Here is a 17648-nt window from a genome sequence, read left to right as displayed (position 1 = left end):
CACCCGGCCGGTGCCCGAGTCTCGTGAGGCTCGGGCACCGGCCCCCGCACCCCTGAGGGGAGGACGTTTGTACCACTCCACAGATGCCGCGCTGATCCGCGCCGCCGTGTACCAGGACGGATTGGAACTGTCGCCGTGGCCAGACGCACAGGGCAACACGCCTGCGGACAGGGACCAGTGGCGGGACTGGCTGACCACCGCCTGGTCCGAGGGGCCGGTAGCGGAGGCCATCGAAGTGGCGAGCCCTCTTCTCGCCCGCCGGTTACGTGCGATACGGGCGGGTGAGATCGAAAGGCCACGCCAGATCCGCAAGGCCGGGATGTCCCTCGCCCGCTACCTCCTGCGGATGCGGCACCGGGCCACCCCCTTCGGCCTCTTCGCCGGCGTCGCCCCCGCCCGTTTCGGTGCCGAGACCTCGTTGCGCTGGGGCGATCAGCACCAGGCCGTCGCACGGGCCGACGCCGTCTGGCTGTCGGACGTGATCACCTCCTTGGAGTCGTGCCCCGAGCTGCTGCGCCGTCTGCCGGTCTTGGCGGACAACACCTGCCTCGTACGTGACGGGCAGCTCGTCGTGCCTCACCAGCAGCAGCCTCAAGGGCAGGGGGACGGGCCCGCCGAGGTGAGCCTGCGCCACACCAGGGCCGTCGATATCGCTCTGAACGCCGCCCGGTCACCGCTGCTTGTGGGCACCCTGGCGGAGAAGATCGCCGCCGAGTATCCCGGAGTACCGGCCACGACGGTCGACGAGCTGCTCAACGAACTCGTCGCCCGTCGCGTACTGATCACCAGCCTGCGGTCGCCGATGACGGTCACGGACGCGCTCGGTCATGTGACGGAACAACTGATCACCGTACGGGCGCACACCATCCCCGAGGTGGAAGAGCCGGTCCGTCACCTCTACGAGATCCAGGAGGCGCTCGCACGCCACAACCGCGTCGCGCCTGCCGCACGATCCGCTGTCCGGGCGTCCGTCACCGAGCGGATGACGTCCCTGAGCCATGTCGTGGAGCAGCCGCTGGCCGTCGATCTCCGGCTGGACTGCGATGTCGTCCTTCCCCTGGAGGTGGCGCGAGAGGCAGAGCAGGCGATGGGGGCCATCGTCCGTCTGAGCCCCTTGCCATCGGGGCCGCCCGTGTGGCGCGACTACCTCGGCAGATTCCTGGAACGGTACGGGCCAGGCGCCCTCGTCCCCGTACGGGAACTCATCGATCCGACCCGGGGGCTCGGCTTCCCCGCCGGATACCGCGGATCGCTGCTGGAGAAGCCCGCCCCGCACCTGACCGATCAGGACGAGCAACTCCTCGCTCTGGTGCAACGGGCCACCGCCGAGGGAGCCCGCGAGGTCGTGCTCACCGACCACGACCTCGGCCGACTATCGGTCGGCACTCCAGCCGAACTGCCTCCCCACACCGAACTGTCCTTTCACGTCCACGCTCCGACCCGCGCCGCGCTGAACAGCGGCGACTTCCGGCTCGTATTGAAGGGGCTCTCTCTCGGAGCCGGGACCGTCACCGGACGCTTCCTCGACCTCCTCGACGGAATGGACCGCGACCGCGTAGCCACCACATACTCGACGCTGCCCACGCTCACCGTCGGCGCGCTGCGAGCCCAGGTATCCAGTCCACCGCTGTGGCCACGCACCGAGAACGTCGGCAGGACACCCGAGGTCCTTCCGGCGGTGATCTCCCTCGCCGAGCACCGGCCCGGACTCCCCTTGGACGACCTGGCCGTACGAGGCGACATCCAGGGCCTGCGCCTCGTCTCACTCTCCCGCGGCCGAGCCGTCGAACCCGCCCTGCTCAACGCGGTGCAGCTGACCAACGTCACCCACCCCCTGGCGCGCTTCCTCTCCGAGCTTCCCCGCTCCCACGCCGCCGTCCTGTCCCCCTTCTCCTGGGGAGCCGCCAACCGCCTCCCGTACCTCCCCCGCATTCGCTACGGCCGCACCGTGCTCTCCGCCGCGCGGTGGCGAGTGACCACACAGGATCTGGTCGACGGCAACTCCTGGCGAGCCCGGTACGGCCTACCGGAGACCGTCTGCCTCGGGGACTCCGACCAGCGTCTGCACGTGGACCTGAACACGGAGAGCCATCTCCAGCTCGTGAGGGATGAGCTAGGCCGCACCGGCCACGCCACCCTGTATGAGGCACCGGAGCCGACCGCGTACGGATGGTTCGGCGGACGCGCCCACGAGATAACCCTGGCGCTCGCCTCCACCCAGGCACCCACTCCTCCCCCTGCCGCCGGAACGGTCAGCAGCTCCCACGGGCACCTCCCAGGAAGCAGCCCTTGGGCCTACGCCAAGCTGTACGCCCACCCGGATCGCTTCACCTCCCTCCTGGTAGCGCACCTGCCCCGGCTCTTCGAGACGTGGCCGGACCCGCCCGAGTGGTGGTTCGTGCGCTACCGCGACCCGAACCCGCATCTACGCCTCCGTTTCCGCCTCTCCGGAGCGAAGGACTTCGGTGCGACCGCCGAACGCGTCGCCGCCTGGGCCGAGGCGCTGCGACAAGACGGCCTGCTCAACCGTCTCCAGTGGGACACCTACTTCCACGAGACCGGCCGCTACGGTGCTGGCCCGACCATGTCCGCAGCCGAAGCAGTCTTCGCAGCCGACTCCGCCGCCGTGATCGCGCAGCTCACCCCCGAACACGGTCTCCATCCACAGGCGGCAACCGCCGCGAGCCTCGTCGACCTGGCTAGCGCCTTCACCGGCAGCACCGAGGCCGGGATGCGCTGGCTGACCGACCACACCGACCGAGTGCCTGGGCCGGCTCTTCCCCGCGCCGTCCTCGGAGAGGTCCTGCACCTCGCCGCCCCTGGCAATACCCCGGCCGCGGTGACCTCAGCGTGGACCCACCGTGGGGCCGTCCTGATCTCCTACCGATCCCAGCTCGACGCATCCACCGACCACGACCCGGACTCCGTGCTTGCGTCCCTGCTCCACATGCACCACATCCGGGCTATCGGCATTGACGAGGAGTGCGAGAGCGAGTGCCGTCGCCTCGCGCGCGCCGTTGCTCTCTCCTGGCTCGCTCAACGGAAGGGAGGCACGCCGTGAACACCGCCAGGTCGACGGAAGGAGCGGCCCGCTCCCAATCACTGTCCCGAGGCGCGGCCGGAGAAGCTCTGCTCCTCATCGAACGAGCCCACAGCGGCATTGGCACCTGGGACGACGTCCACAGCATTCTCCGTACCGTCACCGCCCACGGTCTCCTCGCTGGGGACGACGCCTCCCTCTTCTTCGGAGCACCCGCCGTCGCCTTCGTCCTCCACACGGCCGCCGCCGGCACCGACCGGTACGCGGGCGCTCTCCACACCCTGGACGCCAGCGTCGCCGCAGTCACGGACCGCCGCTTGACCATGGCGAACGCTCGGATCGATCGGGGTGAGCGACCCCAAGCCACCGAGTTCGACGTGCTGTACGGGCTGACCGGCCTGGGCGCCTACTGGCTCCGCCGCGACCCCCTCGGCCCGCAGCTTCAAGGCGTGCTCTCCTACCTCGTCCGACTGGTCCAGCCCCTCGCCGGCGACCCAGCCCAGCTCCCCGGCTGGTGGGTGAACCACGGCCCCACCACAACCCCCTCGGACCTGTTCTGCGACGGCCACGCGAACGTCGGCATGGCCCACGGCATCGCCGGCCCCTTGGCGCTCCTCGCCCTTTCCAAACGCCATGGCATCACCGTCGAAGGCCACGTCGAGGCCATGACCAGAATCTGCGCCTGGCTGGACGGCCTCCGTCGAGAAGACACCACGGGTCTGTGGTGGCCACGCTGGATCACACTCCCCGAGCAGCACACCGGCACCCTCCTCCAGCCCGAGCCGGCCCCACCGTCCTGGTGCTACGCCACTCCCGGCCTCGCCCGTGCCCAACAACTCGCCGCTCTCGCCCTCCAGGAAACCGAACGCCAGCGCATGGCCGAGGACGCCCTCCTCCGCTGCCTGACCGACCCCGTCCAGATGGCCCGGGTCCAGGAGTCCGGCCTCTGCCACGGGACAGCCGGCCTCCTCCAAATCACCCACCGCGCCGCCCAGGACGCCCCATCCGGCATCTTCACTACGGCCCTCGCCCAGCTCCGAAATCAGCTACTCGCCCAAGACCCGACCCGCGAAAACGGCTTCCTGGGCGGCCCAACCGGAGCGGCACTCGCCCTCGAAGCGTCCGCAAACGGCGGCATCCCGGCCTCCGTGTGGGACGCCAGCCTCCTGATCACCTGACGCTCCCACGAGGAGGCCCACATGCACAGTTCAGCCGGGAAGATCGAACGAGCCATACACGCCGTTCTCGGTGGAACCCCTGTCTCCAAGGCCGCAGCCGACGCCTCCCTGGATGTGCGTCGCCTCGAAGAGGCGATCGACGTCTACCAATCCGCCGGCCGGGCCGCCCTCGACGCCAGCACCCAGCCCGACTGGCTCCAGGTGTACGTCCAGTTCCGGGATTGGCACACAGCGGAGCAGTCCGTCATCACCCATCTCTGGCCGGTGTTCCAGCAGGCAGAGGCCGAAGGCACCATCGCTGCGTGGTGGTTCGTGCGCAAGTTTCCCTGCTGGCGTTTTCGCATCCGGCCCGGCCCCTCGGCCTCTGTCAGCGCAGTACAGAACCTCATGACGGAGGAGTTCGACGCCATGGCCGCCCAAGGCGCCGCCGACCGCTGGCAGGAGTCGATCTACGAACCCGAAACCTACGTGCTCGGCGGACCTGCAGGTATCGACATCGCCCACCACCTCTTCCACGCAGACAGCCGCGAGATACTGACATACATCAGTCGCCATTCCGGCCAAGCGACGCTTCCCCTTGGCCGGAAAGAACTCTCCCTTTTACTCCTCAGCACCCTCATGCGCGGGGCGGGCCAGGAGTGGTCCGAGCAAGGCGACATCTGGCACAACGTGGAGCGCCGCCGACCGCTCGCACCCAACACACCGCTGAATCGGCTCCGCGCGATGAAGCCCGATCTGCTGAAGCTGTTGGCCCTCGACGTAGGGCGCGACAGCAGTCTCCTCAAAGCCGGTGGGCCGCTCGCAGACCTGTCGTCATGGTTCGAAGCCTTCCACAGCGCTGGGAAGCAGCTAGGCGAGGCCGCCCGCACCAACTACCTCGAACGAGGCATACGAGACATCACAGAACGGCATGTCCTGTTCCACTGGAACCGAACGGGGCTACCTGGGCCTCAACAGAGCGCCATGGCACGAGCAGCAAGGACCACAATCCTTGGCGAGTAGTTCGGCCGTCGGTGTCCCGGCGTTGCCGAGATCTGGTGGGGCTCGCGCTGGACTGCAAGGGTGCCGCCGCTCCAATCGCGCGAGGAGCGTGCCCGCCAGGAAATCGCCGAGTGGGGCGGTCTGCTCACCAGGGCCCAGCAAGATCAGAACGCCGCGATCCAGATTGCCCTCGGCCCGAACCATCGTGTCCTTGAGCGTCGCGCCCGACCGCGTCGACAGGGTGTGCCCCGTGTGCCGAAGATCGTAGAAGCGGAAGCCATCCGGCAGCCCGCTCCGGTCCCAGGTCATTCGCGCAGGGAGCCGGGCAGGACCACCACACGCGTACCGGCTTCGGACTTCGTCGGCCCCTCCGCCTGCTTCCCGCTCATCAGCTCCGGAGCCGCCATCCGTAGCCGGATCGTCAGCTCGTCCAGGTCGACGCCCCGGCGCCGGAGCTCCGACAGTTCCTCCGGGCGCATCGGCCCGTACGCGCCGGGAAGAACCATCAGCCGCCATCGCGGTACGAGTAGATCGGTCCTTGCGTCCACCTGTTCCACCGTGGCGATTCTCGTACACGCGACGACGTGCTCTCGTCCAGATCCAGCCCACCAAGGCCAAGTAAGGCATCAATACGCAACAGCCGTTGGCACAACTCCTCAGTGAGCGCGCGGTGCAAGGCGCATCAAAACGGGCAACCTCCGACGGCACCACGGCCAGGCAGATACATGGCCAACCACGAAATCTCACTGCCGCATCACGATTGATCTTGCAGGTCCGGCAAGGGATGCAGAGCTGGAGTCAGCGATGGTGCGCGCACCCCAACTCGACACACTTGGACCGGAGTACAGGCAGTACGCTGCTCGCTCCGAGCGGGAAGGAGCGGCAGCGTGAACCTGTCCAAGATCGAGAGAATGGTGCGCGAGGGCGACCTCAGCCTTGACGCGCTGAAGTACCTCATCGACTGTCGCGGCGAGTGCGAGTGGCTGGACTTCAAGCAGGCACTGCACCTAGACAACGACTACGGGATCGCAACCTTCACCAGGGACGCGCTGGCCATGAAAAACACAAGCGGCGGCTACCTGGTGATCGGGGTACAGGACAAAACCTGGGTACCAGTCGGCCTCACTGAGGAACTCTCCTACGACGCGAAGCTTCTCCGTGACAAGATCCGCCGCGGCAGCGGCCTGGACCTCCAAGTAGACATCGTGCAACACCAGCTCCGGTACACCGGCGAGCCCCGCTGGTTCGCGCTGGTGCTGGTCCGAGCAGCCCTGAAACGGCGCAAGCGCCGCACACCATCCCTCGTCCGGCAAGACTTCCACCCTAAGGAGTCATACGGGCTGAGTCGTGGAGAGATCTACTTCCGCAAGGGCGACTCCACTGTCAAGATCGGGTCTGTCAATCGAACGGCTCTGTCTCACATTCGGTGGTGACGGAGGGTGGCTAAGGTCGTTGATGTCGGTGTGATGAACGTCAACGAGCTTGTGCAGATGGTGTTTTCGGGCATATCTCCGCTGGTCATTGAGGATGTGGTCGATGAGGGCGGGCGGGTCGTAGTGAGGGCGCGGACCCCGAAAGAGCCCGCGCCCTGCCCGGCGTGCGGGGTGCCGTCAGGGCAGGTGCACGGCTATCACTGGCGGAAGGTGGCCGATGTGCCAGTCGACGGCCGGCAGATCGTGCTCCGCGTGCGGGTGCGACGTCTGGTGTGTCCCACGCGCGGGTGCTGTCAGACCTTCCGCGAGCAAGTGCCCGGGGTGCTGCAGCGCTATCAGCGGCGTACTACCCGTCTGACCAGGCAGGTCAAGGCGGTGGTGAAGGAGTTAGCGGGCCGGGCTGGAGCGCGTTTACTGGCGGCAATGGCCATGGGTCTGTCCCGACACACAGCCCTCCGTGCCCTGCTGAGCATCCCTCTGCCGGCCAGCCGGATTCCTCGAGTGATCGGCGTCGACGATTTCGCTCTGCGCCGACGGCACCACTATGCCACCGTGGTGATCGACGCGGAGACCCATGAACGGATCGATGTCCTGCCCGACCGCACCGCCGGCACTCTGGAAACGTGGCTGCGTGCCCACCCAGGCGTCGAGGTCGTGTGTCGTGACGGATCGACCACCTACGCGGAAGCCATCCGCCGGGCCCTGCCCGACGCCGTGCAGGTCGGTGACCGCTGGCATGTGTGGCACAACTTGTGCGAAGTCGCCCTGAGCGAGGTGAAGGCACACAGCAACTGCTGGGCCACCGTACTCGACGCACCTTTGTATGACGGACCGCGCGCACAGACCACACTGGAACGCTGGCATCAGGTCCACGACCTGCTCAACCAGGGCGTGGGCCTCCTCGAATGCGGCCGCCGCCTGCAACTGGCCCTGAACACCGTCAAACGCTATGCCCGAGCCGACCGGCCCGAGCGGATGCTCCGCGTCCCAAAATACCGGTCCAGCCTCGTCGATCCCCACCGCGAGCACCTGCGCAAACGCCGGGCTGAAGACCCCGCCGTCCCCGTCCAGAACCTCTTCGAAGAGATCAAGGCCCTCGGCTTCACAGGCTGCCTCAACCTCCTGCACAAGTACATCAACCAAGGCCGCGCGGACGCCGACCGCAGTCACATCTCCCCACGCAGGCTGGCCCGGATGCTGCTGACCAGGCCCGAGAACCTCAAGGCCGGACATCGCGATCTCCTGGCCCGCCTCACCGCTGCCTGCCCCGAGATGACCCACCTGGCCACCGCCGTCCGGACCTTCGCCCCGCTCCTGAAACCTCAGCCAGAGAACGCCGACGCGCTCGATCGCTGGATCACCCAGGTCCTTACTGCCGACCTGCCGTACCTGCACGCTTTCACCCGCGGCCTCGAGCGAGACCGCAACGCTGTGATCGCCGCGGTCACACTCACCTACAGCAACGGCCCCACCGAGGGCATCAACACCAAGACCAAACGGATCGCCCGCCAGATGCACGGACGAGCAGGCTTCAACCTCCTCCGCCACCGCATCCTCCTCGGATAACGCCACCCTCCGTCACCACCGAATGTGAGACAGAGCCACGTTTTACAGTCCCGTCCAAGTGTGCACGCACCGTGATCGATGGGGCCGGCACCAGCAACGGACAAGGAGATCGGACGCGCGTGCCACATCCTTGCCAGAACGCGCGATGTTCGGTCCAAGGGGCCGCTTCTCGCCATAACAACAACCGCGATCATCCATAGTCGGCAGCCGGGAGCACAAGGCGGAAGTGAGCCCCCCTCAGGGTAGGGTGCGTCGGTTCTCCCGGCACAGCGGTGATGTCGGCCTCCCCACCGGGCAGCTGACGCAGGATGTGCCTGACTCGGAACAGGCCCGCACCACGCCCGGGGCCCCGCGTTGACCAGTCACGGCGGAATACCTGGTGTTCACGGCCATGGACCTCCGGCGGCAGCCCCGGGCCACTGTCCCGGATGTCGACGATGACATCCGGGTATTCCTGAGTTACGAACGCCTGCACCGTGCCACCGCCCTGCGGCCCCACTGCCTCGGCTGCGTTCTCGAGGAGCTCGTACAGGATGACCCGGAGGCTGTCATCCCCGAGATCAATACGGGTACGGTCGGGGGCACGCGCCTCAACGCGTACCTCGGGGCGGTGGCCGCGCAACTCAGCCGCCATGGAGGCCAGCAGGATGTCGAGAACGGCCGTGCCGGCGGAACCGACGGGGGCCGCTGCCTGCGTGTCGGCGCGTACGGCGCGCGTGCTCTCCAGCAGTTCGGCCTGAGTCGCGTTGCCCGACCGGACCAGGAGCTGGTGATCCCGGAAGGACGGAGTGAGCAAGTAGCGGTTCGAATGCCAGCCCTCCAACATGTCGAGTTCCGCACGGGCGGACTGCCCGGAAGCACCAGTGGGAAGCCGTTGCGCCGCCCGGGTCAGCCGCTCCTCTGCGATGGACGCCAGCGCCCGGGTCACCCCGCACGGCCTCAGCAACAGATCACCGCTCGCGTCCCTGACGAAGGTCCCGTTCCCTTCCAGGGCGGCCGCCCCGTTCACCACGGCGGCCCCCGCGTCACGCCCTTCCACCGAGCTCTCCGCCATGGCCACCATGTCGTCGAGGTCAGCGCGGCCGTCCGCCGTTCCCACTGTCAGCGCGGCCCAGAAGGCGACCTGGGCGGCGATGTCCGGACATCGTGAGAGGAGTTCGTCCTCAAGTGACCGCATCAGAGCGATGTCCTCCTGCCAGGACACATGCAGGTCCGGATTCGGCGTACCCCACCATCCCCGGCCCTCCGAGCGACCAGCCCGATCGAGCATGACGAGCAACAGCCCGGCGTCCATCTCCGTGCAGGACGACATGACGTCCGCGGTGACAGCGTCCCCCGTCGCCGTCAGGTCGAGGATCCAGCGAAGAGTCTGCCAGCGGGTACCACTGTCGCCGCCGAGGACCCGGTGGAACTCCTTGGCCGTTTCGCCGGTAAGCGCAGTCACCGGCCACTGCTGGGCCGCGACCCTGACAAGGGAGGCGGCCCTGTGCTCGGAGACGACGACCAGCCGCAGCATGTCGCGCAGCGTCACCACGGCGCTCCTCTGGCGATCCAGGTAGCCGGAGCGCTCCAAGGCGGGGCCGACTGCCAGGTGTGGCGGCAAGGTGACCAGGCCGGCGGGAGGAGTGTCCGTGTCCGGGCTTGCCACGAAAAGGTCGATGCGCCCGGTGGGGTGGAGCCGGGACAGCGGCGCGCCCGTGAACAGACCACCCACGGATGTCAGGTACCCGCCTTCGAACCGATCGACTGCGGGCTCCGGTCCGTCGTCACCGAGGAAACGCCCCAGCGCGGCCGCGAAGCGGGCGACGGAGGCCACGCTGTCCTGGTGGAGCTCACCGTAGGCCTCCAGGAGCGGCCCGGCGCCATCAGCCGCCTCCCAGCGCGAGAACCCCGCGGGGCGGTGTCTGGAGGGGTCCAGGTGACAGCGAAGCAGGTCCTCCGGGCTGTCCTCGCGCCAGGTCCAGGCGCGCAGCGGGGGCACCGACTCGGGAAGCGGGACGCCCGTCGGCTCAAGGTCCAGCAGCGACCGGACGGTGCTGAGGTGACCGGCCTTGATGAGCGTCTCCAGGGCCGGTCCGGGGGTCGGCGTGGTCCCCTCGTGACCGGCGATCCGCTTCCGGAGTTCACGTTCGCGCTCCTCGATCAGTCCGGCGAGTTCGGCGGCACGCCGGCCCAGCAGCGCCAGGGCCCGCGGCCAGCTGCTCGTCGCCGTCCGGCCAATGTCCTCGATGTCGTCCAGTGCGAAGTCCACTCCGGCGGCCGCCGCCCGGCGAGAGTGCGTCCGGCCTTCCAGACGCGTGACCTCCAGGCTCCGGGTTCGCGCCGTCACGAGCAGCTGGCGGAGGTCACGTGTGCGCGGACCCAGATCGGGGCAGTCCTTGAGCATCACCTCCGCGACTGTGAACTCACCCTCCAGGATGAGCTGTTCACATGTCCCAGCGGGATCCCGCCGACCGAATCCGTCGAGGACGGCCAGCCCCAGTTCACTGGGGACGGGTTCCTCCGCTCCGCCGTGCAGAGCCAGCAGGACACCCCGGTGCCGGAACCGTCCGGGCCAGGACGCCAGCAGATCACGCAGGGGTGTGTTCACGGTCTGCTCCTTCTGAGCTGTGAGCCATGCGCTGTGCGCTATGAGCGGTCCAACGGCCTGAGTTGCTTGAGAAGCGCCATCCCCGGCAGTTGGAGCAGCGGCCCGAGCGCCTCCGTCTCACGGAAGAGCTCGTCCCAACTGCTCGCGACCGTGCGCGCGAGTTCCGCGTGGACGAAACCGACCGGGTTCCCCGCCATCCCGGCCTCGACAGCGGCCGAGAGCCGCGCCAGTTCACGGGCGTCCCTGAGGCAGTGCTTGATCTTCTCCGCGAACGCAAGGTGGTTGCTCCAGTTGATGGCGTCATAGCCTCCGTCCGCCACGATGCGGTTCAGTTCCTTGCGGACGTCCTTCGGGAGTGACTCGGCCAGCGCCTGTCGGGCCCCGGCCGTGGTGCCCGGGCTGGCGGCGGCAAGAATCCGGGACAGCAAACCGTCGGCAGCGACAAGGCTGTCATGCAGGTACCGGCCTGAGGTGAAGGCGAATGCCTGCCGGGCCTCTTTGAGGTCGCCGATACGACGTGCGAGATCACTCCAGCCCGCGGCGGCGCGGTTCGCCTTGAGATCAAGGTCGGCTCGCCGGGCCAGCTCCTCGAGCGGCAAAGGCTTTACGCCGTCCACGTGACACTCCCTCGCCCGCTCCCCGAGAGCCAGCCAGGCCGACGGCAGCCGATCCGTGCCCGCGCCGCCCTGAATGAGCATGTCGTACGTCTCAGCGCCCCCCGGTCCGCCCCACAGCAGCAACTCAGCGATCGCTCCGATGAGTGCGACCGTACGATGCGCATTCCTGTCCTGCAGTTCCATCGCCGCGAAGAAGAGCAGCTCACCGACGGGCCCGTGCTCCACAGGGACCGCCACCACGCCAAGGGCGGGCGGTACAACGGTGTCCTCGCCGAGATACTGGGAGAGCAGACATGCCTCCACGAACGCGTGCCTGCGCCAGGCGTCCTCCAGCAGCCAGTTCGCCCAGCTGTCGCGGTCGGGACCAGGCGAGGTGTGGTCGCGCAGCGTCGTCGCGGCCTCTGCCCGCAGCACGTGATCGGGCACTCCCGCGGCGCGGCGGTCCTCCAGGATCATCCAGGGAACCTCGCGGTCGGGGGGTCCGGCGAGCACGGAAAGCGGGTCCGCGGCGGCCTGGCCGCTCCCGGCCCCCGCCGGCGGGGGCTCCTGGGCGCTGCCGTACCAGTCGGCGATACCGAGTTCGCGTGTGAAGGCCTCGGTGAAGGCCGACCCGGTGATGTGCAGACCGACGTGCCCGCTGCGCGCTCCCATGGAGGAGCGGGCCGTACGGTCCCCGAGCGGGGAGTAACTACCGGTCAGGACCTCATGGTCGTGGACCACGGCGCGGGCCCGTGCCTTGCTCTGGCGCAGTGTGTGCAGGTGGCCAAGGTCCCTGGTCACATCCGCGTACGCCTGGGAAAGCCCGGCCGCCCGGCTCAGCACCGGGTGGTGGAGGTGCACCACGACCCCGGCGTCCATTCTGGCCCGCAGCACACGCGCCAGGCTGTCGCCGCAGATCTCGTTCTCGGCATGGTCATCGGTGACTGCCAGCCGATCCGCCGCACTGTGCAGTGCGTACTGGACGAGATCGCGGTAGGCCGCGTCGCTGGTCATCCGGACAATGGGGTGCCCGCGGTGCACTTCTGCGACGGCGGCGGCGAACCGGCGGCCTTCCCGTCTCCAGGCATCCGCCCACACCGCGCGCGCGGCGACTTCGTCCGCCTCCCAGCCGTCCGGGAGACCCGGCAGCCTCTCGGTCGCGAACCAGCCTGCGTCACCGGCCGCCGGCTGCCCGGTGCGGCGGAACTCCTCGGCGCGAAAAGCAATGCGCTGGCCAATCCGCCAGTACGGATAGCTGCGCCGGGCCCAGATGAGCAGGTCGACCACGCAAAGCGGCGGCTCGGACCCGTCGGTGGCCGACCTAACCAGGACCCCGGTGCCCGCTCCCAAGGTCAATACACCCTGCGAGCCGACGTAGGCGCGCTGATCGTCCTGGATCACCACCGATGCCGTGGTGCGGGCACTGCGGTCCGCGATGAGCACCTGCTCCGGATACCGTGCCCGGAGGTCGAACAGAGCCGTCTTGACCTTGTCCGCCAAGTCCGCGGCCATGCTGGGCCCCCAGAGGAACACCAGAGTGACACCCCGTCCGGCCGCGTCCTCCAGGTCCGGCAGGATGTCGTTCAGACATCCGTATTCGATCGTGGGCACGGACATCACCAGCTGGTGCTCGGCGGAACGAATGAGATCATCCAGCACCCAGCGGACCCCCGCACCGGCCGCGACGACCTCCGCCACGGCCCGGAAGCGCTCGGCGTCGTCCACCCGCTCACCGATCTTCTGTGCGACCGTGACGAGTTCCTGCTGCTTCAGCCCCATCTGCGGGAACTCGGTCCCCGCCAGCTGTTCGACCAGCTCAGTCATTCGGGTCACCAGCCGACTGAGGTTCTCCGGTGGGGGAGGCCGCAAGGCGGCCCGGCCGTCCAGCTCCGTGATGAACGAACTGTCTGGGCGCCGCTCGGCCAGTTCGGCGATCTGGGCCTGGAACCGTGCCCGGGCCTGCTGGTTCCATCCGGGCGTGTCCGCCAGTTGTACCGACAGCCGCCTGGTGTCCGGATCCCTGAACACGGTGGCCTGTACCGAGAGCCAGCGGGTGCTGCCGTCATCGCTCAGCATCGGGTTGCCGAAGGACACATCCAGCACGTTCTGCCGGAAACCCTTCGTACGCTGGTCGTGCCGGACCGCAGTCCGCACCACGCGGAGCAGTTCTGCAGAGGGCAGGTCGCTCGCACTGATGCCCTGGCTGACCGGCATCTGCAGACTGCCGCGCGGGGCCCAGGGCAGTCCCAGGTCATGGGGAAACATGATGCCGGTGACCGGCTCGAACAGGAATTTGCGGTCCTCCAGCCGCGACGAGGCGTCCTGGAGAGAGGCTCCGCTTGCGATCAGTTCCTTGGCCATATCGGTGACCTCGAGCGTCCCCTCGGAGAAGTCAACGGACACGTAGCCCTTGCTCCAGAGCCCGTGGACGACGTCCAGCATCACCCGGTGAGGCAGCGAGAAGAGACCGGCCTGTTCCTCGACGCTCCGGCGACCGGCAACGACGGCTCTCGCCACGAGGTCCTCCAAGGTGGTGGCACCGGATTCCGCCCCGAGCATCACCTTTAGCGTGACCACCCGGCAGGGCACGGCGATCTCGGCGATCTGGCTCACCGCACCTCCCCGGTCGCCGCATCGACGATCTTCCCGAAGTAGGTGAAAGCAGCCGTGACGGTTTCCCAGCTCTTGCCGCCGTACCGCTCGAAGTGCGGCAGATTACCCACCACCACCAGCAGATCCATGGAGCGGGACAGCAGCACATTGACGAGTTCGGGCTGAGCGACGTGCCCGACGTTGTTCCGCGGGCTGGTCCCATGCACCGTAGAACGCACCAGGGACACCACGACGCGCTCCGCCTCGTTGCCCTGGAAGGAGTGGACGGTATGCACCAGTCCGCTCAGTGATCCTCGCTTATTCATCTCCCGCAATTGCCCGGCGTAGGGGGTCAGCACGGCGAGCGGCGTGTCGTCCGGATTGCGCGCGGACCCAACCAACTTCTCGACCAGCTCTTCCACCAGCTTGATCTCCCCCTGGTTGGTCCAGTACGGAGTGTCATCGCAGTCAGTGCGGGTGGAGGTGTCCAGCCATACCAGCGGGGCACCGCGCAAATACTTCGGCTCCCTGAACCGGTGGGCCCGGCGGGTGCCTTCGGCCGACTGCAGGAAGCTGACAGGCAGACCTGTGTGGTCGGTCCCGGATGTGTCCCCGCTAGGGGGCCGCGGGTAGAAGGTGCGGGCCACAGGCTCGGCGATGTCCCCATGCATACGAAACTGCATGTCCAGCCTGTCCAGAGGCGGCTTTGCCTTCGCGGCGGAGGGCTCGGGCCGGTCCTGGAAGAAGGACCCGAAGAGTTCCAGATGCTCCAGATAGCGGTCCTTCGCCTCGAAGTGGCGTTTGATGTGCTCGCTCTCATTGCCCTCGAGCGTGTCCAGAAAGTTCTGGACATCGCTAAGCCGGTGCGGGCCAAGCTGCCGGTGATCGCCGATGAGCGTCCAGCGCACGCCGAGAACGAGCGGCATGATGATCTCGGTAGGCCAGGCCTTGGCCGCTTCCTCGATGATGACCCAGTCGAAAACATCGGAGGGGTCGCGGACATTGTCAGTGATGGTGCCGGCGATGGAACAGGTGGCGAGCACGATGCTGGCGCCGGCCTTGATCCGCTCGGAGAGTTCGAGCTGGTTGGATTCCGCCTTACGCACCCATTCGTCGACCAATGCCTCCTCGGCGGACGTGAACACTTCTCCGGCCTCCCGCGAGTCGCGCTTCAGCCGCTCGGCCGTCTGACGGATATTCTTCACCAGCCTCGCCGTCAGGGCTTCGAGGGTGTGCGGGCGCAGCGACTTCGGCAGATCCTCGGGACCCTTACTGTCCGGGAGTTCACGGAGAATCAAGATACGGTCGTCCGCGATCTCCTTCCTCAGCTGCTTGGTCAGCCGCATCCCGAGGTGGTCCAGAGCGAAGTTCGACTGGGCACTGACCAGGACTCGCGCTCCCCGCTCGTTGCGCAGATATCGCTGGAGGGCGCGCGCCGCGACCGTGGTCTTGCCACTGCCCGGCGGCCCCTGGAGCGCGTAAAAGGGGTGCAGCGCCAGCATGTCCTGGATGATCCTTGGTGCCTGACCCAGAAGTTGTTCGTCCTCTTCGTCCTCCTCGCTCCACCGCCCCCGGCCCAGATCGATCGAGGCGGGGCGGTGCAGCGCTCGCATCAGCCCCGGTTTCTGCCGCAGCGACTCCAGGCCGCGTGCCTGGCGGCCCAGTTGGACGGCTGTGCCGCTGTCACCGGCCGGGCGCAGCCAGCCACTTCTCGGTATCGACCCGCCCCCAGGCCGGGTCACCCGCACGGAATCGTCGTCGAGTCTGGCCTCCAACCTGACGGTGATCTTGTCCCGTCCGAAGTACGGGGTGCCCTCGCCGGACACCACGGACAGGTCGACCGTGCCGTTCTCGTTCTCCTCCAGGAGCGCTTTGGCGAAGTCGCCCAGGAGCGGCCTGCGTCCCCTGTCGGCCGCATAGGCGGTGAGCAGGGGGGACCCGTGCAGAAAGGAACGGTCCCGGGGCGCGTCGTACTGGAGCACCTGGGTGCCGCCAGTGCCGTCATCCGTCCGCAGGAAGGGGTACTGCCGGGCACGCTGGGCGATGCGCTGATATTCGAGCATGAAGGTCAGGGACCGCAACAGTTCCCTGTCCCCAGGGTTCTGCAGGACGCGACCGGACCGCACCGAGTCTGTCAGCGTCTCCCATGACGGCCGTCCGGCCCGCTTGCGGCTCAGGTCCTGCCCCACCCTGAACGACACCAGATCGAGACGGCCGACACGGCGCCTGGGACGCGCTGCGAGGATTTCCTGGGCGAACCGCCGGTCCAGCAGGTACTTGATGACGAGGGTTTCCCTGTGCTCGGTACGGCGGCGGCCGGTGAGCGTCTCGTCGTAGAGAAAGGCGCAGAACCAGACCGCCTGTTCGCCGATGAGGACCCATTCGGCCTCCTTGAGACCGATCTCCTTGCCCGGGACGAATCCTTCGGCCCCGCCCTGGCTCCACACCAGTTCGGCCTGACGCAGCTCGTTCTCTAGAAAGGCCTGGAGTTCGTCGCGGCCCGCAGGCTCCTCGGGACTGTGCGAGATCCACTGGCGGTTGCGGTAGAGGGTGTCCACGGACTGCTCGGGCATGAACGCCACCAGGTAAGCGCGCTCCTCTTCCTTCCGCTCCTCCCACACGCCGCAGATGTTGTCCCAGTTCTGTTCCAGGGCGCGGGCGGCCGCGAACGAAGAGGTCCGGCCGACCGGCTGGGGATCGAGCATGTCGAGCAGAACCATGCGCAGTGCGCGCGGCACCGAATTCGAGACATTCAGATGGGAGCGCATCGCCGAGTGCAGCACCCCGAGGGCTTCCGGGAGGGCACTGTCCTCGGCGTTGGCGACCGCCGAGTAGGGGCCGGGAAGCACGATCGAGAGCGGGCCGCAGAAGAGCTCCCAGCCGAAGACCCCCAAACCGAAGACGTCGGTGCTGTGCCAGTCCCGCCGTGGTGCCAGGTCGTCGTCGAACAGCGACGGATAGGTCTCCGGAGCGAGATAGGCCAGGTGCTGGGCGCGCTCGGTACCGGCAGGCGGGGTGAGATACAGGGTGGTCACCAGTTCGCGATACTTCGCGGCCTGGTCCGGGCCATTCATGGAGCGCAACAGATTGCCGAGCAGAGCGCTCATCTCGAAGCGAGCCAGGGCGAGGGTGGTCCGGGCCGGATCGCTCGCGTCCCGCCGTACCCTGATCGCCCCGAGGGTCAGATTGCGGTGCATGATGCGGGAACCGTGCAGCTGACTGAGCGCGTCGACGAGCAGGCTGTACTGCTCGAAGGCGGGGATCCGGTACTCGGCCGCCCATTGGGGGAAGTCGTCCTCCCAGGCCATGTTCAGCGGGGTCCCCTCCTCCCGCGTCATGGTGAAGGCGACGTGTTTTGCGACGTCGAAGCTGCCGTCGACGATTTCCGGTAGCGCCGGGTGTCCCAACGCCTGTAGCCGCAGTAGGCTTCGGACCTCGTGTTCCCACAACTCACCGGCGATGGAGTGGACATCGAGGAACAGCGACACCTCACGGGTGTCGGAATCGTCTCCGGGCCGCTGAACCGTCACTCGCAACAGCCGTTTGTCCAACACCGTCTCCGGTCCCGCAACGACCTCGTACGGGCCGTAAAGAGCCTTGGGCCCAACAAAGAGCGAGTCCACCACCTCCGCGGGCGTGTCGTCCAGAGGTACGTCCACCGGTTCCCCATCC

Annotated in this window: 8 protein-coding genes and 1 pseudogene; 5 read left to right on the top strand and 4 right to left on the bottom strand. The window is 67.8% G+C overall.

The window, feature by feature from the left end; translation table 11 throughout:
• The first annotated feature begins 67 nt into the window (after nt 1–67).
• From OID54_RS20605 to OID54_RS20595, 3 genes are read left to right on the top strand one after another with little or no spacing between them, the layout of a single operon-like run.
• Nucleotides 68–3061 (top strand): lantibiotic dehydratase, encoded by a 2994-nt coding sequence (locus OID54_RS20605; RefSeq protein WP_329021545.1) that lies wholly within the window; start codon nt 68–70, stop codon nt 3059–3061.
• A complete protein-coding gene (locus OID54_RS20600) occupies nt 3058–4218 on the top strand; it encodes a lanthionine synthetase C family protein (RefSeq protein WP_329021543.1) in 1161 nt (386 codons plus the stop codon). Before OID54_RS20605 ends, OID54_RS20600 begins: the two co-directional genes overlap by 4 nt.
• 21 nt (nt 4219–4239) lie before the next feature.
• Nucleotides 4240–5220 carry a thiopeptide-type bacteriocin biosynthesis protein gene (locus OID54_RS20595; RefSeq protein ID WP_329021542.1) on the top strand — a complete coding sequence of 327 codons (981 nt, stop codon included), beginning with the start codon at nt 4240–4242 and terminating at the stop codon, nt 5218–5220.
• On the opposite strand, the pseudogene OID54_RS39235 reads toward OID54_RS20595, so the two are convergent.
• A pseudogene (locus OID54_RS39235) lies at nt 5158–5801 on the bottom strand (hypothetical protein); the annotation flags it as partial. The gene OID54_RS20595 and the pseudogene OID54_RS39235 overlap by 63 nt on opposite strands.
• 285 nt (nt 5802–6086) lie before the next feature.
• On the opposite strand from OID54_RS39235, the gene OID54_RS20585 reads away from it, so the two are divergent.
• Both OID54_RS20585 and OID54_RS20580 read left to right on the top strand, forming a co-directional pair.
• On the top strand, nt 6087–6632 hold the full coding sequence (locus OID54_RS20585; RefSeq protein ID WP_329021540.1) for an ATP-binding protein: 546 nt from the start codon (nt 6087–6089) through the stop codon (nt 6630–6632).
• A gap of 33 nt (nt 6633–6665) precedes the next feature.
• Nucleotides 6666–8198 (top strand): ISL3 family transposase, encoded by a 1533-nt coding sequence (locus OID54_RS20580; protein WP_329027667.1) that lies wholly within the window; start codon nt 6666–6668, stop codon nt 8196–8198.
• Nucleotides 8199–8388: 190 nt separating this feature from the next.
• Here OID54_RS20580 and OID54_RS20575 read toward each other — a convergent pair whose 3' ends face one another.
• Genes OID54_RS20575 through OID54_RS20565 form a run of 3 tightly spaced genes read right to left on the bottom strand, consistent with a single transcriptional unit; the run spans nt 8389 to nt 17635 of the window.
• Entirely contained in the window at nt 8389–10788 is a 2400-nt protein-coding gene (locus OID54_RS20575; protein ID WP_329021539.1) for an ATP-binding protein, read from the bottom strand.
• 38 nt (nt 10789–10826) lie between these two features.
• On the bottom strand, nt 10827–13997 hold the full coding sequence (locus OID54_RS20570; RefSeq protein WP_329021538.1) for a hypothetical protein: 3171 nt from the start codon (nt 13995–13997) through the stop codon (nt 10827–10829).
• The gene (locus OID54_RS20565) at nt 13994–17635 is read right to left on the bottom strand and encodes an AAA domain-containing protein (RefSeq protein ID WP_329021536.1); all 3642 of its coding nucleotides are present in this window, start codon (nt 17633–17635) and stop codon (nt 13994–13996) included. The genes OID54_RS20570 and OID54_RS20565 overlap by 4 nt, the downstream gene beginning before the upstream one ends.
• Between the last annotated feature and the right edge of the window lie 13 nt (nt 17636–17648).

It is taken from the genome of Streptomyces sp. NBC_00690, from assembly GCF_036226685.1.
Lineage (GTDB): Bacteria > Actinomycetota > Actinomycetes > Streptomycetales > Streptomycetaceae > Streptomyces.
The sequence above is the reverse complement of the archived record's forward strand: the minus strand, read 5'-3'. Positions and strand labels throughout refer to the sequence as shown.